We start from the raw sequence: 18,428 nt of genomic DNA, 5'->3' as shown, positions 1-18,428 counted from the left end.
GAATGCTCCTCACCGCGCCTTTCGAGGGGCGCGCGATGCCGCCGCGCAAGCCCCTGGTACGGTGGGTGGCGTAAATCCGACGTCCTTTAAGGTCCGTCCCGTGAGGCGGAGAAGGAGGTCCGTTTCGTATGGACGCCATCCCAAGCTCCGAATCAGGCACAGCCGATGCGGCGCGCCCCGTGCTCGAGGGTCCCGACATCGCGCGGGTACTGACCCGCATCGCCCACGAGATCGTCGAACGTGCCAAGGGCGCCGACGACGTGGTGCTCCTCGGCATCCCGACCCGCGGTGTGTTCCTCGCCGGCCGGATCGCCGCCAAGCTCGAGGAGATCACCGGCAGGAAGATGCCGGTCGGCTCCCTCGACATCACCATGTACCGCGACGACCTGCGGCTGCGGCCCGCCCGCACGCTGGGCCGTACCGAGATCCCCGGTGACGGCGTCGACGGACGTCTGGTCGTCCTCGTCGACGACGTGCTCTTCTCCGGCCGCACCATCCGCGCCGCGCTCGACGCGCTCGGCGACATCGGCCGCCCCCGCGCCGTACAGCTCGCGGTCCTCGTCGACCGCGGCCACCGCGAACTTCCGATCCGCGCCGACTACGTCGGCAAGAACCTCCCCACGTCGTTGCGGGAGACGGTCAGGGTCCAGCTCGCCGAGGAGGACGGCCGCGACGCCGTGCTGCTCGGTGTGCAGCACACCGCCCCGGCCGGCGAGCAGTAGCACTCCCGCGTACGCACCTGCCGATCCAGGTCCGTACCCGTCTGCCTGCCCGCCCGACCGCATGCCTGCACCCTCCTCACCCCGGAGTACTCCCAGATGAAGCGTCACCTCATCTCGGCCGCCGATCTCACCCGCGACGACGCCGTTCTCATTCTCGACACCGCCGAGGAAATGGCCCGGGTCGCCGACCGGCCGATCAAGAAGCTGCCGACCCTGCGCGGCCGTACTGTCGTCAACCTCTTCTTCGAGGACTCGACGCGCACCCGCATCTCCTTCGAGGCCGCCGCCAAGCGCCTCTCCGCCGATGTCATCAACTTCTCCGCGAAGGGCTCGTCCGTCTCCAAGGGCGAGTCGCTCAAGGACACCGCGCTGACCCTGGAGGCGATGGGCGCCGACGCCGTCGTCATCCGGCACGGCGCCTCCGGGGCCCCCTACCGGCTCGCCACCTCCGGCTGGATCGACGGCGCGGTCGTCAACGCCGGTGACGGTACGCACGAGCACCCCACCCAGGCGCTGCTGGACGCCTTCACCATGCGCCGCCGGCTGGTCGGCCCCGACGCCGGACTGGGCCGCGACCTGGACGGCCGCCGGATCACCATCGTCGGCGACATCCTGCACAGCCGGGTGGCCCGCTCCAACGTCCTGCTGCTGCACACGCTCGGCGCCCAGGTCACCCTGGTCGCGCCGCCCACCCTGGTGCCCATCGGCGTCGAGAACTGGCCCTGCGAGGTCAGTTACGACCTGGACGAGGTGCTGCCCAAGTCCGACGCGGTGATGATGCTCCGGGTGCAGCGCGAACGGATGAACGCGGCCTTCTTCCCGACCGAGCGCGAGTACTCCCGCCGCTACGGTCTGAACGGCGACCGGATGGCGCGGATGCCCGAGCACGCCGTCGTGATGCACCCCGGCCCGATGAACCGCGGTATGGAGATCACCGCCGAGGTGGCGGACTCCGACCGCTGCACGGCCGTGGAGCAGGTCGCCAACGGCGTCAGCATCCGGATGGCCGTCCTGTATCTGCTGCTCGGCGGTGCCGAACCCGCCGTCTCGAACACCGCCAACACCGCCCGCACTGAGGAGAACAAGTAACCATGAGCAAGATCCTTATCCGCGGCGCGAAGGTCCTCGGCGGCGAGCCGCAGGACGTCCTGATCGACGGCGAGACCATCGCCCAGGTCGGTACGGGCATCGAAGCGGGCGACGCCACCGTGGTCGAGGCCGCCGGCCGGATCCTGCTGCCCGGCCTGGTCGACCTGCACACCCACCTGCGCGAGCCGGGCCGCGAGGACTCCGAGACGGTCCTGACCGGGACCAAGGCGGCCGCGGTCGGCGGCTACACCGCCGTGCACGCCATGGCCAACACCTTCCCGGTCGCCGACACCGCCGGCGTCGTCGAGCAGGTCTGGCGGCTCGGCAGGGAGTCCGGCTACTGCGACGTGCAGCCCGTCGGCGCCGTCACCGTGGGCCTGGAGGGCAAGCAGCTCGCCGAGCTCGGTGCCATGCACGACTCCGCCGCGGGCGTGAAGGTCTTCTCCGACGACGGCAAGTGCGTCGACGACGCGGTGATCATGCGGCGCGCCCTGGAGTACGTGAAGGCGTTCGACGGCGTCGTCGCCCAGCACGCCCAGGAGCCCCGCCTCACCGAGGGCGCCCAGATGAACGAGGGCATCGTCTCCGCCGAGCTGGGGCTCGGCGGCTGGCCGGCCGTCGCCGAGGAGTCGATCATCGCCCGCGATGTCCTCCTCGCCGCGCACGTCGGCTCACGCGTGCACATCTGCCACCTCTCCACGGCCGGCTCGGTCGAGATCGTCCGCTGGGCCAAGTCCAAGGGCTGGAACGTCACCGCCGAGGTGACCCCGCACCACCTGCTGCTGACCGACGAACTCGTCCGCACGTACAACCCGGTCTACAAGGTGAACCCGCCGCTGCGCACCGAGACCGACGTCATGGCCCTGCGTGAGGCCCTGGCGGACGGCACCATCGACTGCGTCGCCACCGACCACGCCCCGCACCCGCACGAGGACAAGGACTGCGAGTGGGCCGCGGCCGCCATGGGCATGGTGGGCCTGGAGACCGCGCTCTCCGTCGTCCAGCAGACCATGGTCGAGACCGGTCTGATCGACTGGGCCGGCGTCGCCGACCGGATGTCCTTCCGCCCGGCCGCCATCGGCCGCCTGGACGGCCACGGCCGGCCCGTCTCGGCTGGTGAGCCCGCGAACCTCACCCTGGTCGATCCGGCATACCGTGGACTCGTGGACCCCGCGGGCTTCGCCTCTCGCAGCCGCAACACCCCCTACGAGGGGCGTGAGCTGCCGGGACGCGTCACCCACACCTTCCTGCGGGGCCGGGCTACGGTCGTGGACGGGAAGCTGGCGTGACACCTGCACTGAGCAATCTGGTCAACCTCGCGGCCGAGCGGAAATCGGCGGAGGTGACGGACTGGGCGGCAAGGATCGGCTGGGTCGTCGGGCTGCTGCTCTTCATCGCCCTCGTCTACTGGCTGATGCGGCAGGGCTGGAAGTGGCGCGGCACCCTGCAGGGTGACCTGCCCGAGCTGATCACCCGGCCGGACGGCCTGCCCGAGGCCCGGCTCACCATGACCGGCCGCTACCACGGCTCGACGACCGCGGGCCAGTGGCTCGACCGGATCGTGGCGCACGGCCTGGGCACCCGCAGCCGCGTCGAGCTGACGCTGACCGACGCCGGACTCGATGTCGTACGCCCCGGGGCGGCCGACTTCTTCGTACCGGCCACGGCCCTGCGCGAGGCCAGGCTCGACAAGGGCATCGCAGGAAAGGTCCTCGCCGAGGGCGGACTGCTGATCGTCACCTGGCAGCACGGCGACCGGCTGATCGACTCCGGCTTCCGCTCCGACCGCGCGGCCGAACACGCCGCCTGGGTCGAGGCGATCACCACCACCAGCACGATGAGCACACCGAACACTCTGAACAGCACGACGGAAGGCGCACGATGACCACCTCCACCCGGGGAGCCGGCAAGGCTCCCGCCGTACTCGTACTGGAGGACGGCCGCAGCTTCCGCGGCCGCGCCTACGGGGCCGTGGGGGAGACCTTCGGCGAGGCGGTCTTCAACACCGGCATGACCGGTTACCAGGAGACCCTGACCGACCCGTCGTACCACCGCCAGGTCGTCGTGATGACCGCTCCGCACGTCGGCAACACGGGCGTCAACGACGAGGACGACGAGTCGAAGAAGATCTGGGTCGCCGGGTACGTCGTACGCGACCCCGCCCGCATCCCCTCGAACTGGCGCTCCCGCCGCTCCCTCGACGAGGAGCTGACCGCCCAGGGCGTCGTCGGCATCAGCGGTATCGACACCCGCGCGCTCACCCGCCACCTGCGCGAGCGCGGCGCCATGCGCGTCGGGATCTTCTCCGGCAACGCCATCGCCGACGAGGGCATGCTGCTGGCCAAGGTGCGCCAGGGCGCCGAGATGGTGGGCGCGAACCTGTCCGCCGAGGTCGCGACCAAGGAGGCTTACGTCGTCCCCGCGATCGGCACCAAGCGCTTCACCGTCGCCGCCATAGACCTGGGCATCAAGGGCATGACCCCGCACCGGATGGCCGAGCGCGGCATCGAGGTGCACGTCCTGCCCGCCACCGCCACCGCGGAGGAGGTGTACGCGGTCGACCCCGACGGCGTGTTCCTCTCCAACGGCCCCGGCGACCCCGCCACCGCCGACCTCACCGTCATCAAGGCGGTCCTGGAGCGCAAGACCCCGCTCTTCGGGATCTGCTTCGGCAACCAGCTGCTGGGCCGCTCGCTCGGCTTCGGCACGTACAAGCTGAAGTACGGCCACCGCGGCATCAACCAGCCCGTCCAGGACCGTACGACCGGCAAGGTCGAGGTCACCGCGCACAACCACGGATTCGCCGTCGACGCACCGCTCGACAAGGTCTCCGACACGCCCTACGGCCGGGCCGAGGTCTCCCACGTGTGTCTCAACGACAACGTGGTGGAAGGCCTCCAACTGCTCGACCAGCCGGCATTCAGCGTCCAGTACCACCCCGAAGCGGCCGCGGGCCCGCACGACGCCGCGTACCTGTTCGACCGCTTCGTCAAGCTCATGGAGGGCCAGCGTGCCTAAGCGCACCGATATCCAGTCCGTCCTGGTCATCGGCTCCGGCCCGATCGTCATCGGCCAGGCCGCCGAGTTCGACTACTCCGGTACCCAGGCATGCCGGGTCCTGAAGGCCGAGGGCCTGCGGGTCATCCTCGTCAACTCCAACCCGGCCACGATCATGACCGACCCGGAGATCGCCGACGCCACGTACGTCGAGCCGATCACCCCGGAGTTCGTCGAGAAGATCATCGCCAAGGAGCGCCCCGACGCGCTGCTGCCGACCCTCGGCGGCCAGACCGCGCTCAACACCGCGATCTCCATGCACGAGCAGGGCGTCCTGCAGAAGTACGGCGTGGAGCTCATCGGCGCCAACGTCGAGGCGATCAACAAGGGCGAGGACCGCGACCTGTTCAAGGGCGTCGTCGAGGCCGTCAACGCCAAGATCGGTTACGGCGAGTCCGCCCGCTCGGTCATCTGCCACTCCATGGACGACGTCCTCAAGGGAGTCGAGGAGCTCGGCGGCTACCCCGTCGTCGTCCGCCCCTCCTTCACCATGGGCGGCGCCGGCTCCGGCTTCGCCCACAACGAGGACGAGCTGCGCCGGATCGCCGGCCAGGGCCTCACCCTCTCCCCGACCACCGAGGTGCTCCTGGAGGAGTCCATCCTCGGCTGGAAGGAGTACGAGCTGGAGCTGATGCGCGACAAGCACGACAACGTCGTGGTCGTCTGCTCCATCGAGAACTTCGACCCGATGGGCGTGCACACCGGCGACTCGATCACCGTCGCGCCGGCGATGACCCTGACCGACCGCGAGTACCAGCGGCTGCGCGACATCGGCATCGCGATCATCCGCGAGGTCGGCGTCGACACCGGCGGCTGCAACATCCAGTTCGCGGTCAACCCGGACGACGGCCGGATCATCGTCATCGAGATGAACCCCCGGGTGTCGCGGTCCTCGGCGCTCGCGTCGAAGGCGACCGGCTTCCCGATCGCGAAGATCGCCGCCCGGCTCGCCGTCGGCTACACGCTGGACGAGATCCCCAACGACATCACCGAGAAGACCCCGGCGTCCTTCGAGCCCACCCTCGACTACGTCGTGGTCAAGGTGCCGCGCTTCGCCTTCGAGAAGTTCCCGCTCGCCGACGCGAGCCTCACCACCACCATGAAGTCGGTGGGCGAGGCCATGGCCATCGGCCGCAACTTCACCGAGGCCCTGCAGAAAGCGCTGCGCTCGCTGGAGAAGAAGGGCTCCCAGTTCTCCTTCACCGGAGAGCCGGGCGACAAGGCCGAACTGCTGGAGACCGCCAAGGTCCCCACCGACGGCCGGATCAACACCGTCATGCAGGCCGTCCGGGCCGGCGCCACCCCGCAGGAGATCTTCGACGCCACGAAGATCGACCCGTGGTTCGTCGACCAGCTCTTCCTGATCAAGGAGTACGCGGACGAGCTGGCCGGCGCCGACAAGCTCGGCCCCGAACTGCTCGCCGACGCCAAGCGGCACGGCTTCTCCGACGCCCAGATCGCCGAGATCCGGGACCTGCGCGAGGACGTCGTCCGTGAGGTCCGGCACGCCCTCGGCGTCCGCCCGGTCTACAAGACGGTCGACACCTGCGCCGCCGAGTTCGCCGCCAAGACCCCGTACTTCTACTCCTCGTACGACGAGGAGAACGAGGTCGCGCCGCGCGAGAAGGCCGCCGTGATCATCCTCGGCTCCGGCCCGAACCGCATCGGCCAGGGCATCGAGTTCGACTACTCCTGTGTCCACGCCTCCTTCGCGCTCAGCGACGCCGGCTACGAGACAGTGATGGTCAACTGCAACCCCGAGACCGTCTCCACCGACTACGACACCTCCGACCGGCTCTATTTCGAGCCGCTCACCCTGGAGGACGTCCTGGAGATCGTCCACGCCGAGTCCCTCGCCGGCCCGATCGCGGGCGTCGTCGTCCAGCTCGGCGGCCAGACCCCGCTGGGTCTCGCGCAGGCGCTCAAGGACAACGGCGTACCGGTCGTCGGCACCCCGCCCGAGGCGATCCACGCCGCCGAGGACCGCGGCGCGTTCGGCCGGGTACTCGCCGAGGCGGGCCTGCCGGCACCCAAGCACGGCACCGCGACCACGTTCGACGAGGCGAAGGCCATCGCCGACGAGATCGGCTACCCGGTCCTGGTCCGCCCGTCGTACGTGCTCGGCGGCCGCGGCATGGAGATCGTGTACGACGAGACCCGCCTCTCCTCGTACATCGCCGAGTCCACCGAGATCAGCCCCACCCGGCCGGTCCTGGTCGACCGCTTCCTCGACGACGCGATCGAGATCGACGTCGACGCGCTCTACGACGGCACCGAGCTCTACCTCGGCGGCGTCATGGAGCACATCGAGGAGGCCGGCATCCATTCCGGCGATTCCGCCTGTGCCCTGCCCCCGATCACCCTCGGCGGCTTCGACATCAAGCGGCTGCGGGCCTCCACCGAGGCCATCGCGCACGGTGTCGGTGTCCGTGGACTGATCAACATCCAGTTCGCGATGGCCGGCGACATCCTGTACGTCCTGGAGGCCAACCCGCGCGCCTCGCGGACCGTCCCCTTCACCTCGAAGGCGACCGCGGTACCGCTGGCCAAGGCCGCCGCCCGTATCTCGCTGGGCGCGACCATCGCCGAGCTGCGCGCCGAAGGCCTGCTGCCGAGGAACGGCGACGGCGGCACCCTCCCGCTGGACGCGCCGATCTCCGTCAAGGAGGCCGTGATGCCGTGGAGCCGCTTCCGCGACATCCAGGGGCGCGGCGTGGACACCGTCCTCGGCCCGGAGATGCGCTCCACCGGCGAGGTCATGGGCATCGACTCGGTCTTCGGCACGGCGTACGCCAAGTCGCAGGCCGGGGCGTACGGCCCGCTGCCCACCAAGGGCCGCGCGTTCATCTCGGTCGCCAACCGCGACAAGCGCTCGATGATCTTCCCCGCGCGCGAACTCGTCGCCCACGGCTTCGAACTGCTCGCCACCTCCGGCACCGCCGAGGTGCTGCGCCGCAACGGCATCAACGCCACCGTGGTGCGCAAGCTCAGCGAGGGCGAGGGCCCGAACGGCGAGAAGACCATCGTCCAGCTCATCCACGACGGCCAGGTCGACCTGATCGTCAACACCCCGTACGGCACCGGCGGCCGCCTCGACGGGTACGAGATCCGCACCGCGGCCGTCGCCCGCTCGGTCCCGTGCCTGACGACGGTCCAGGCCCTCGCGGCCGCCGTCCAGGGCATCGACGCGCTCAACGGCGGAGACGTCGGCGTCCGTTCCCTCCAGGAACACGCGGAGCATCTGATCGCGGCCCGCGAGGAGTAGGGCGCACGAGGGGGACACCGGATGCGGTGTCCCCCTCTTCGCGAGATGTCCACTCCCGCCCCTCGCCCAGAAGGCACGCCATGTACAAGCTCTTCTTCAACCTGGTCTTCAAGCGGATGGACCCCGAGCAGGCCCACTACCTGGCCTTCCGCTGGATCCGCCTCGCCGTCCGCGTCCCGGTGCTGCGTACGTTCATCGCGGCCGCCCTCGCGCCCCGCTACGAGTCGCTGCGTACGGAGGCGCTGGGCCTGCGCATGCACGGCCCGTTCGGTCTCGCGGCCGGCTTCGACAAGAACGCCGTGGCGATCGACGGGATGACGATGCTCGGCTTCGACCATGTCGAGATCGGCACGGTCACCGCGCTGCCGCAGCCCGGCAACCCCAAGCAGCGGCTGTTCCGCCTGGTGGCCGACCGTGCGCTGATCAACCGCATGGGCTTCAACAACGAGGGCTCCGCGGCCGTCGCGCAGCGCCTCGCCGCCCGGAAAGCCCTCTTCCGGACGACGGTCGGCGTCAACATCGGCAAGACCAAGGTCGTCCCCGAGGCCGAGGCGGCCGGCGACTACGTCACCTCCACCGAGCGCCTCGCCGTCCACGCCGACTACCTCGTCGTCAACGTGTCCTCCCCGAACACGCCCGGCCTGCGCAACCTGCAGGCCACCGAGTCGCTGCGCCCGCTGCTGACCGCCGTACGGGAGGCCGCCGACCGTACGGTGACCGACCGCCGGGTGCCGCTCCTGGTCAAGATCGCGCCCGACCTGGCGGACGAGGACGTCGACGCCGTCGCGGACCTCGCGGTCGAGCTCGGTCTGGACGGCATCATCGCCACCAACACCACCATCGCGCGCGACGGCCTCGGCCTGCGCTCCGGCCCGGCCCTGGTCAAGGAGACCGGCGGGCTCTCGGGCGCCCCGGTCAAGGAACGCTCCCTGGAGGTCCTGCGGCGCCTGTACGGACGCGTGGGCGACCGGATCACGCTGGTCGGGGTCGGCGGCATCGAGAACGCCGAGGACGCCTGGCAGCGCATCCTGGCCGGCGCCACCCTCGTCCAGGGCTACAGCGCCTTCGTCTACGAGGGTCCCTTCTGGGCCCGCGCCATCCACAAGGGACTGGCCGCCCGGCTCGCGGCCTCCCCGTACGCCACCCTCGCCGAGGCCGTCGGCGCCCAGACCCGAAAGGCCACCCCGTGACTCCCGAACCCTTCGGTACCCGGCTGCGCCACGCCATGGACACCCGCGGCCCGCTCTGCGTCGGCATCGACCCGCACGCGTCGCTGCTGACCGCCTGGGGCCTGAACGACGACATCACCGGCCTGGAGCGCTTCACCCGGACGGTCGTCGAGGCGCTGGCCGACCGGGTCGCCGTCCTCAAGCCGCAGTCCGCGTTCTACGAGCGCTTCGGCTCGCGCGGCATCGCCGTACTGGAGAAGGCCGTCGAGGAGGCGCGGGCCGCCGGTGCGCTGGTCCTGATGGACGCCAAGCGCGGTGACATCGGCTCCACGATGGGCGCGTACGCGGAGACCTACCTCCACAAGGACTCGCCGCTGTTCTCGGACGCGGTGACCCTCTCGCCGTACCTCGGTTTCGGCTCGCTGCGCCCCGCGCTGGACGCCGCCGTCCTCGGTGGCTGCGGCGTCTTCGTCCTCGCCCTGACCTCGAACCCCGAGGGCGCCGAGGTGCAGCGCTCGACCGCGGCGGACGGGCGCTCGCTGGCCCAGGTGATGCTCGACCACATCGCCGCCGAGAACGAGGACGCCCAGCCGCTCGGCTCGGTCGGCGCCGTGGTCGGCGCGACGCTCGGCGACGCGGGCGCGGACCTCGCCGTCAACGGCCCGCTGCTCGCCCCGGGCATCGGCGCCCAGGGGGCGACCCCGGCCGACCTGCCGGGCGTCTTCGGCGCCGCGGTGGGCAACGTGCTGCCGAGCGTGAGCCGGGGCGTGCTCCGGCACGGTCCGGACGCGGCGGCGCTGCGCGAGTCGGCGGCCCGGTACGCCGACGAGGTCCGGGCGGCGGTCGGCGGAGCGTAGGGCCCGTCGGCCCTGGCATCCGCGCGTTACCGGCCCGGTTGAGGACGTCCTGGCTCGAATCCCGGGCGATTTTGCCCGAAATGTACAGCCGGATCGATGCTGACCAGGACTTTTACTGCGTTCTCGCTGACTGGAGCGCCTATGGCCGCTAGTCTCCGTCGAGAGTGAACGTGCACGTGAGGTGTGCGTCGCTCGCCCGGTGTGGGGCGACCAGGTTCCTCACCGGTCCGTATCCGACAGTTCGACATCCGAGGTGACGTAGGCGTGGCTCTTCCGCCCCTTACCCCTGAACAGCGCGCAGCCGCGCTCGAAAAGGCCGCCGCGGCTCGCCGGGAGCGGGCCGAGGTGAAGAATCGACTCAAGCACTCCGGCGCCTCCCTCCACGAGGTCATCAAGCAGGGCCAGGAGAACGACGTCATCGGCAAGATGAAGGTCTCCGCCCTCCTGGAGTCCCTGCCGGGCGTGGGCAAGGTCCGCGCCAAGCAGATCATGGAGCGACTCGGCATCTCCGAAAGCCGCCGTGTGCGCGGCCTCGGGTCCAACCAGATCGCCTCTCTGGAGCGCGAGTTCGGCGGCAGTGCCGCCTGACGTTCTCAGGCACCCCTGGGAACCTGGATAATCTGCTCCATGGCAGCAGAGGTTCGTCCGCGGCTGACCGTGCTCTCCGGCCCCTCCGGGGTGGGGAAGAGCACGGTCGTCGCGCATATGCGCAAGGTCCACCCCGAGGTATGGCTCTCGGTGTCGGCCACCACCCGAAAGCCGCGCCCCGGTGAGCGTCACGGCGTCCAGTACTTCTTCGTCACCGACGAGGAGTTCGACAAGCTGGTCGCCAACGGTGAGCTGCTGGAGTGGGCCGAGTTCGCGGGCAACCGGTACGGCACGCCCCGGCACGCCGTGCTCGAGCGTCTGGAGGCCGGCGAGCCGGTGCTGCTCGAGATCGACCTGCAGGGTGCGCGGCTGGTCCGGGAGTCCATGCCGGAGGCCCAGCTGGTCTTTCTCGCGCCGCCGAGCTGGGACGAACTGGTCCGCCGGCTCACCGGCCGGGGCACCGAGGCGCCCGAGGTCATCGAGCGCCGGCTCGGGGCTGCCAAGATCGAACTCGCGGCCGAATCCGAGTTCGACACCACCCTGGTCAACACCTCCGTCGAGGACGTGGCCCGTGAGCTGCTAGCCTTGATGGAAGTTGTCTGATCTTTTCCATTCTTCGGAAGGTAGAGCGTGTCCTCTTCCATTACTGCGCCCGAGGGCATCATCAACCCGCCGATCGACGAGCTGCTCGAGGCCACTGACTCGAAGTACAGCCTCGTGATCTACGCGGCCAAGCGTGCGCGTCAGATCAACGCGTACTACTCGCAGCTCGGTGAGGGCCTGCTCGAGTACGTCGGTCCGCTCGTTGACACGCACGTCCACGAGAAGCCGCTCTCGATCTCCCTGCGTGAGATCAACGCGGGTCTGCTGACGTCCGAGGCCATCGAGGGCCCGGCACAGTAGGCGTCACCGTTCTTCACCACAGGCCCGGCAGCACGACTGCCGGGCCTGTGGTGTGAGATGGGTGTACGAATCCATCACCAGCGGGAGCGGGAGACGCAGTGGACAAGCCGAGGGTCGTCAGCGTCGTGTTGGGGGTGAGCGGCGGTATCGCCGCCTACAAGGCGTGCGAGCTGCTGCGGCGGCTGACCGAGTCGGGGCACGACGTACGGGTGGTGCCGACGGACTCGGCGCTGCGGTTCGTCGGGGCGGCGACATGGTCCGCGCTGTCGGGGCACCCGGTCTCGACCGGGGTCTGGGACGCGGTCCACGAGGTTCCGCACGTACGCGTCGGCCAGAACGCCGACCTGGTGGTGGTCGCCCCGGCCACCGCCGACATGCTCGCCAAGGCCGCGCACGGCCTCGCCGACGACCTGCTGACCAACACGCTGCTGACCGCGCGCTGCCCGGTGGTCTTCGCGCCGGCCATGCACACCGAGATGTGGGAGCACCCCGCCACCCAGGAGAACGTCGCGACGCTGCGCCGCCGTGGCGCGGTCGTGATCGAGCCCGCCGTCGGGCGGCTCACCGGAGTCGACACCGGCAAGGGCCGGCTGCCCGACCCGGAGGAGATCTTCGAGGTCTGCCGCCGGGTACTGGCCCGCGGAGCCGGCGAGCGGGACCTGGCCGACCGCCATGTCGTGATCAGCGCCGGCGGAACCCGCGAGCCGCTCGACCCGGTGCGCTATCTGGGCAACCGGTCCTCGGGCAGGCAGGGCTACGCCCTCGCCCGTACCGCGGTCGCCCGCGGCGCCCGGGTCACCCTGATCGAGGCCAACACGGGACTGCCGGACCCGGCGGGCGCCGACGTCGTACGCGTCGGCACCGCCGTCCAGCTGCGCGAGGCCGTCCTGAAGGCGGCGGGCGACGCCGACGCCGTGGTGATGGCCGCCGCGGTGGCCGACTTCCGGCCCGCCAGCTACGCCGAAGGCAAGATCAAGAAGAAGGACGGACAGGAACCCGCCCCGGTCGTCCTGGAGCGCAACCCCGACATCCTCGCCGAGATCTCCGCCGAGCGGGCCCGGCCCGGCCAGGTCGTCGTCGGCTTCGCCGCGGAGACCGACAACGTGCTCGCCAACGGCCGTGACAAGCTCCGGCGCAAGGGCTGCGACCTGCTGGTCGTCAACGAGGTGGGCGAGCGCAAGACCTTCGGCTCGGCCGAGAACGAGGCCGTGGTGCTCGCCGCCGACGGTGACGAGACACCGGTCCCGTTCGGCCCCAAGGAAGCCCTCGCCGACGTGGTCTGGGACCTCGTGGCGCGTCGGTTCGGGTGAATTCCATATTCCTTCTTGCGGGCGTCTTCAATCGGGCAGATACGGCAATCCGTCCCCTTGCAGGGCCGGATTGCCGTATCGCAGAATGCAGTGCCGCAGGTCACAGAGCTCCCACGGAGCGAGACGAGTGGTCCGCCGGACGGAAGCGCCAGATAAACTGGTCATGGAACCACGCCGGGCGCAGCCTCCGGCCGGTCCACCCATGATCAGCCAGCAGCCGCTGCAACCCCAGGGAGCGATGTGTCCCGCCGCCTGTTCACCTCGGAGTCTGTCACCGAGGGCCACCCCGACAAGATCGCTGACCAGATCAGCGACACGATCCTCGACGCGCTTCTCCGCGAGGACCCGACCTCTCGCGTCGCCGTCGAGACCCTGATCACCACTGGTCTGGTGCATATCGCCGGTGAGGTGACGACGAAGGCGTACGCGCCGATCGCCTCCCTCGTCCGCGAGAAGATCCTCGAGATCGGCTACGACTCCTCGAAGAAGGGCTTCGACGGCGCCTCCTGCGGTGTCTCGGTGTCCATCGGAGCGCAGTCCCCGGACATCGCCCAGGGTGTCGACACGGCCTACGAGCAGCGCGTCGAGGGCGATGAGGACGAGCTCGACAAGCAGGGCGCCGGTGACCAGGGCCTGATGTTCGGGTACGCCTGCGACGAGACGCCCGCGCTGATGCCGCTGCCGATCCACCTGGCGCACCGGCTCTCGCGCCGGCTGTCCGAGGTGCGCAAGAACGGGACCATCCCGTACCTGCGCCCCGACGGCAAGACCCAGGTCACCATCGAGTACGACGGCGACAAGGCGGTCCGTCTGGACACCGTCGTCGTCTCCTCGCAGCACGCGTCCGACATCGACCTGGACTCGCTGCTCGCGCCCGACATCCGTGAGTTCGTCGTGGAGCCGGAGCTGAAGGCGCTGCTCGACGACGGCATCAAGCTGGACACCGACGGCTACCGGCTGCTGGTCAACCCGACCGGGCGCTTCGAGATCGGCGGCCCGATGGGTGACGCGGGTCTGACCGGCCGGAAGATCATCATCGACACGTACGGCGGCATGGCCCGCCACGGCGGCGGTGCGTTCTCCGGCAAGGACCCGTCCAAGGTGGACCGCAGCGCTGCGTACGCGATGCGCTGGGTCGCCAAGAACGTCGTCGCCGCCGGCCTGGCCGCGCGCTGCGAGGTCCAGGTCGCGTACGCGATCGGCAAGGCCGAGCCGGTGGGCCTGTTCGTGGAGACCTTCGGCACCAGCACCGTCGAGGTGGACAAGATCGAGCACGCCATCGCCGAGGTCTTCGACCTCCGCCCGGCCGCGATCATCCGCGACCTCGACCTGCTGCGGCCGATCTACGCCCAGACCGCGGCGTACGGCCACTTCGGCCGCGAGCTGCCGGACTTCACCTGGGAGCGCACCGACCGCGTCGACGCCCTGCGCAGGGCGGCCGGCCTGTAGGGCCTTTCCGCCCCGGACGACACCTGCTGTGCCGTATGGCCCCGGACCGGGATCGGTCCGGGGCCATACGTGTCTGCCGTGTCAGTGGCGTCTGGTAGGAATTTGGCTGTGAGCAGCAACGACGAGCAGCCCGAAACCCCCGCCGCGGGGGCGCCGGAGCAGCTTGCGCTCATCCGGGAGACCGTGCGCCGCACGCAGGTGCCCAAGGCCAAGCCGCGCACCTGGCGGGGCGCCGCACTGGCCGGGGAACTGCCCGTCGCCCGGGTCCTGGTGAACAAGGGCGTCCTCCATCTCGACCAGTACTTCGACTACGCCGTGCCGGTGGACCTGGACGAGGCCGCACAGCCCGGGGTGCGGGTCAGGGTGCGGTTCGGCGCCGGGGCGCACCGGGTGCGCGAAGGGCGCCGCGAGGGCGGCGGGCTGATCGACGGGTTCATCGTCGAGCGCCGCGCCGAGTCCGACTACGACGGGCCGCTCGCGGCGCTGGCCCAGGTCGTCTCCCCGGAACCGGTCCTCGGGCCCGAACTGCTGGCACTCGCCCGTGCGGTCGCCGACCGGTACGCGGGCAGCCTCGCCGACGTACTGCAGCTGGCGATACCCCCGCGCAACTCCCGCGCCGAGTCCAAGCCCTCGCCGGAGCCGCTGCCCGCGCCGCCGGCCCCCGAGCCCGCGACCTGGGCGCGGTACGCGCAGGGTCCGGCGTTCCTCCAGGCGCTCGCCCGGGGCGGCGCGCCACGGGCGGTGTGGACCGCCCTTCCCGGGCCGTACTGGCCCGCGGAGATGGCCCGGGCCGTTGCCGCGACGCTGGCCTCCGGGCGGGGGGCGCTGGTCGTCGTGCCCGACGGGCGGACGGCCGCGCGGCTGGACGCCGCGCTCACCGAGGTGCTGGGCGAGGGCCGGCACGCGCTGCTCACCGCCGAGGCCGGCCCGGAGAAGCGCTACCGGCAGTGGCTCGCCGTGCGCCGGGGCTCGGTACGGGCCGTGGTCGGCACCCGGGCCGCGATGTTCGCCCCGGTGCGCGACCTCGGGCTGGTCGCGGTCTGGGACGACGGGGATTCGAGCCACAGCGAACCGCACGCGCCGCTGCCGCACGCCCGGGAGGTGCTGCTGCTGCGCGCGGCCACCGACCGGTGCGGCTTCCTGCTCGGCGGTACGACCTGCACGGTGGAGGCCGCCCAGCTGGTCGAGACGGGCTGGGCCCGGCCGCTGGCCGCCGACCGCGAGACGGTCCGGGCCGCCGCCCCGCTGATCCGTACGGTCGGCGACGGCGAGCTGGCGCGGGACGAGGCGGCCCGCGCCGCGCGGCTGCCGAGCCTCGCCTGGCAGACCGTGCGGGAGGGGCTGAAGACCGGTCCGGTGCTGGTGCAGGTGCCGCGCCGGGGGTACGTACCGCGGCTGGCCTGCGAGCGCTGCCGCACGCCCGCGCGCTGCGCGCACTGCGCCGGCCCGCTGGAGGCGCCCGAGGAGCGGACTTTGCGCTGCGGATGGTGCGGGCGGTCGGAGTCCGGCCGGGCGTGCCCGGAGTGCGGGAGCACCAGGCTGCGCGCGCAGATCGTGGGTGCCCGCAGGACCGCGGAGGAGCTGGGGCGCGCCTTCCCCGCGGTTCCGGTGCGTACGTCCGGGCGCGAGCATGTGCTGGACACCGTGCCGGGTGGGCCCGCGCTCGTGGTCAGTACGCCCGGTGCGGAGCCGGTCGCCGACGGCGGCTACGCGGCCGCGCTGCTGCTCGACGGCTGGGCCATGCTCGGGCGGCCCGACCTGCGGGCGGGGGAGGAGGCGCTGCGGCGCTGGATCGGTGCGGCGTCGCTGGTACGGGGCCAGGACGAGGGCGGCACGGTCGTGGTGGTCGCCGAACCGACGCTGCGGCCGGTCCAGGCGCTGGTGCGCTGGGACCCGGTCGGGCACGCGGCCCGGGAGCTCGCGGAGCGAGCCGAGCTGGGCTTCCCGCCCGTATCCCGGATGGCCGCGGTGTCCGGCCGCCCGGAGGCCCTGACAGAGTTCCTCGCCGCGGCGGAACTCCCGTCGGAGGCCGAGGTGTTGGGGCCGGTACCACTCCCGGTCGCGGCCCCGGGGAGACCTCGCGGACCGGGTGATCCACCACCGGGCGAGGTGTGGGAGCGGGTGCTGCTCCGGGTACGGCCAGGCAGCGGAGCCGCCCTGGCCGCCGCCCTCAAGGCGGCGCAGGCGTCCCGGCTGGCACGCGGCGGAGCCGCCCCCCTCCGCATCAGAATCGACCCCCCGGACATCGGCTGACGCCGGCCGGGGGAGAGGGGACGGGGTGCTGTGGCCGTCGGGGTGTCAGCCGTTGCGGGGGCCCGGGAAGGCGCCGGCCCGGGGGTCTTCGCGCAGCGCGGGCTGCGGCGGCATGGCGCGGGCCGCCGGTACGCCGACCGGCAGCGGCCTGGTCGCGGTGGCCGTCGCCGCCGACTCGGCGTCATGCTCGGCCACTTCGGCCGTACCGGTCGGCGCCGCCGCGCGCCGCGCCCCGTAACGGCGGTGCACCGCCTGCTTGGTGACGCCGAGCGCCGAACCCACCGCGTCCCACGAGAAGCCGAGCGAGCGGTCGAAGTCCACGGCCGCGGTCACCAGGGTCTCGACGCTGTCCCGCAGCTCCTGGGCGAGGCGGACGGTCGGGGCGGGGGCCCGGCCGTACACGACGAAGCCTGTGGAGGGGCCGGAGCGGCGCGGACGGTAGACGTTGCCGAGCTGGGCGGTGAGCGTGCGCAACGCGTCCACCTGCCGGCGGACCCGCTCGATGTCCCGCACCAGAAGGTGCAGGCTGGCCCGCGCTTGGGCGTCGTGGGTTGCGTGGTCGGCCATGAACAAGCCTCTCGAACCGGCGTTGAAACGGATGCGGCCGCTGACAGCGGCCCGTTGGGGTCAATCTCTCTTGACCCCAACGCTCCAGCGGTCCTCGGGGTCACGCTGTGGGGGCGTATGGGCATATGCGAGGGGCGCACCGGTGTGCGTACGCCCCCTCGGGCGGGGGCCCCTAGACTGGTGCGCTGCTCGTCGGTACGAGATAGCGAGGTAATCCCCCAGTGAAGCTCGTCTTCGCAGGCACCCCCGAGGTCGCCGTCCCCGCCCTGGACGCCCTGATCGCCTCCGGCCGGCACGAGGTCGCCGCCGTGGTCACACGGCCCGACGCGCCCGCCGGGCGCGGCCGCCACCTGGTGGCGAGCCCGGTCGCCCAGCGCGCCGAGGAGGCCGGTATCGAGGTGCTCAAGCCCGTCCGGCCGCGCGACGAGGACTTCCTGGCGCGGCTGCGCGAGATCGCGCCCGACTGCTGCCCCGTCGTCGCCTACGGCGCGCTCCTCCCCAGGGCAGCCCTGGACATCCCCGCGCGCGGCTGGGTCAACCTGCACTTCTCGCTGCTGCCCGCCTGGCGCGGCGCGGCCCCCGTCCAGCACGCCGTGCTGGCGGGGGACGAGGTGACCGGCGCGTCCACCTTTCTCATCGAGGAGGGGCTGGACTCCGGACCGGTGTACGGCGTGCTGACCGAGACGGTACGGGCCACCGACACCAGTGGCGACCTGCTGACCCGGCTCGCCTTCGCGGGCGCCGGACTGCTCGCCGCCACCATGGACGGCATCGAGGACGGCGCGCTCAAGGCCGTACCGCAGCCCGCCGAGGGCATCTCGCTCGCGCCGAAGATCAACGTCGAGGACGCCCAGGTCGACTGGCAGGCCCCGGCGCTGCGCGTGGACCGCCTGGTGCGCGGCTGCACGCCCGCGCCCGGCGCCTGGACGCTGTTCCGCGGCGAGCGGCTCAAGCTCGTCTCGCTCCAACTGCTGCCCGAGCGCACCGGTCTCGCGCCCGGCGAGCTGGCCGCGGGCAAGAACAACGTGTACGCGGGGACCGGTTCCCACGGCGTCGAACTGCTCTGGGTCCAGCCGCAGGGCAAGAAGCCGATGCGGGCCGCCGACTGGGCGCGTGGGGTACGGATCGTCCCCGGTGAGCGGCTGGGCGAGGCGGACGTACGCTGAGAGGGCTCGGCCCCTCTCACCCGAGCACACCAT

Annotated in this window: 16 protein-coding genes; 15 read left to right on the top strand and 1 reads right to left on the bottom strand. The window is 71.5% G+C overall.

The window, feature by feature from the left end; translation table 11 throughout:
* The first annotated feature begins 128 nt into the window (after window positions 1-128).
* The 14 genes from pyrR to ACWV17_RS00105 all read left to right on the top strand — a co-directional run bounded on the left by pyrR (window position 129) and on the right by ACWV17_RS00105 (window position 16,662).
* Entirely contained in the window at window positions 129-722 is a 594-nt protein-coding gene (gene pyrR, locus ACWV17_RS00170; RefSeq protein ID WP_455357965.1) for a bifunctional pyr operon transcriptional regulator/uracil phosphoribosyltransferase PyrR, read from the top strand.
* A 96-nt stretch (window positions 723-818) separates the two neighbouring features.
* Window positions 819-1,811, top strand: a complete 993-nt coding sequence (locus ACWV17_RS00165) for an aspartate carbamoyltransferase catalytic subunit (RefSeq protein ID WP_455354968.1) — start codon at window positions 819-821, stop codon at window positions 1,809-1,811.
* Between the two features lie 2 nt (window positions 1,812-1,813).
* Window positions 1,814-3,100 carry a dihydroorotase gene (locus ACWV17_RS00160; RefSeq protein WP_455354969.1) on the top strand — a complete coding sequence of 429 codons (1,287 nt, stop codon included), beginning with the start codon at window positions 1,814-1,816 and terminating at the stop codon, window positions 3,098-3,100.
* Window positions 3,097-3,696 (top strand): PH-like domain-containing protein, encoded by a 600-nt coding sequence (locus ACWV17_RS00155; RefSeq protein ID WP_455354970.1) that lies wholly within the window; start codon window positions 3,097-3,099, stop codon window positions 3,694-3,696. The genes ACWV17_RS00160 and ACWV17_RS00155 overlap by 4 nt, the downstream gene beginning before the upstream one ends.
* Complete coding sequence (gene carA, locus ACWV17_RS00150) at window positions 3,693-4,829, top strand: glutamine-hydrolyzing carbamoyl-phosphate synthase small subunit (RefSeq protein WP_455354971.1); 1,137 nt, start codon at window positions 3,693-3,695, stop codon at window positions 4,827-4,829. The genes ACWV17_RS00155 and carA overlap by 4 nt, the downstream gene beginning before the upstream one ends.
* Entirely contained in the window at window positions 4,822-8,133 is a 3,312-nt protein-coding gene (carB, locus tag ACWV17_RS00145) for a carbamoyl-phosphate synthase large subunit (RefSeq protein ID WP_455357964.1), read from the top strand. Before carA ends, carB begins: the two co-directional genes overlap by 8 nt.
* An 80-nt stretch (window positions 8,134-8,213) precedes the next feature.
* Window positions 8,214-9,323 carry a quinone-dependent dihydroorotate dehydrogenase gene (locus ACWV17_RS00140; protein WP_455357963.1) on the top strand — a complete coding sequence of 370 codons (1,110 nt, stop codon included), beginning with the start codon at window positions 8,214-8,216 and terminating at the stop codon, window positions 9,321-9,323.
* Window positions 9,320-10,159 (top strand): orotidine-5'-phosphate decarboxylase, encoded by an 840-nt coding sequence (pyrF, locus tag ACWV17_RS00135; protein ID WP_455357962.1) that lies wholly within the window; start codon window positions 9,320-9,322, stop codon window positions 10,157-10,159. Before ACWV17_RS00140 ends, pyrF begins: the two co-directional genes overlap by 4 nt.
* Before the next feature lie 264 nt (window positions 10,160-10,423).
* Window positions 10,424-10,747 (top strand): integration host factor, encoded by a 324-nt coding sequence (locus ACWV17_RS00130; RefSeq protein WP_014157387.1) that lies wholly within the window; start codon window positions 10,424-10,426, stop codon window positions 10,745-10,747.
* 39 nt (window positions 10,748-10,786) lie between these two features.
* Window positions 10,787-11,350, top strand: a complete 564-nt coding sequence (gene gmk / locus ACWV17_RS00125; RefSeq protein ID WP_455354975.1) for a guanylate kinase — start codon at window positions 10,787-10,789, stop codon at window positions 11,348-11,350.
* Between the two features lie 27 nt (window positions 11,351-11,377).
* Window positions 11,378-11,650 carry a DNA-directed RNA polymerase subunit omega gene (gene rpoZ, locus ACWV17_RS00120; RefSeq protein ID WP_039649019.1) on the top strand — a complete coding sequence of 91 codons (273 nt, stop codon included), beginning with the start codon at window positions 11,378-11,380 and terminating at the stop codon, window positions 11,648-11,650.
* Window positions 11,651-11,748: 98 nt separating this feature from the next.
* Window positions 11,749-12,960, top strand: coding sequence for a bifunctional phosphopantothenoylcysteine decarboxylase/phosphopantothenate--cysteine ligase CoaBC (gene coaBC / locus ACWV17_RS00115; protein ID WP_455357961.1), 1,212 nt, complete (start codon window positions 11,749-11,751; stop codon window positions 12,958-12,960).
* 240 nt (window positions 12,961-13,200) lie between these two features.
* Window positions 13,201-14,409, top strand: a complete 1,209-nt coding sequence (gene metK, locus ACWV17_RS00110; protein ID WP_455354977.1) for a methionine adenosyltransferase — start codon at window positions 13,201-13,203, stop codon at window positions 14,407-14,409.
* A 108-nt stretch (window positions 14,410-14,517) separates the two neighbouring features.
* The gene (locus ACWV17_RS00105; RefSeq protein ID WP_455357960.1) at window positions 14,518-16,662 is read left to right on the top strand and encodes a primosomal protein N'; all 2,145 of its coding nucleotides are present in this window, start codon (window positions 14,518-14,520) and stop codon (window positions 16,660-16,662) included.
* 45 nt (window positions 16,663-16,707) lie between these two features.
* On the opposite strand, the gene ACWV17_RS00100 is transcribed toward ACWV17_RS00105, so the two are convergent.
* Window positions 16,708-17,229 carry a hypothetical protein gene (locus tag ACWV17_RS00100; protein ID WP_455354979.1) on the bottom strand — a complete coding sequence of 174 codons (522 nt, stop codon included), beginning with the start codon at window positions 17,227-17,229 and terminating at the stop codon, window positions 16,708-16,710.
* Between the two features lie 221 nt (window positions 17,230-17,450).
* Between ACWV17_RS00100 and fmt the strand changes: the two genes are divergently transcribed.
* On the top strand, window positions 17,451-18,395 hold the full coding sequence (gene fmt, locus ACWV17_RS00095) for a methionyl-tRNA formyltransferase (protein WP_455357959.1): 945 nt from the start codon (window positions 17,451-17,453) through the stop codon (window positions 18,393-18,395).
* The last annotated feature ends 33 nt before the right edge of the window (window positions 18,396-18,428 follow it).

The sequence above is a fragment of the Streptomyces mabaensis genome (assembly GCF_053763515.1).
The sequence above is the reverse complement of the archived record's forward strand: the minus strand, read 5'-3'. Positions and strand labels throughout refer to the sequence as shown.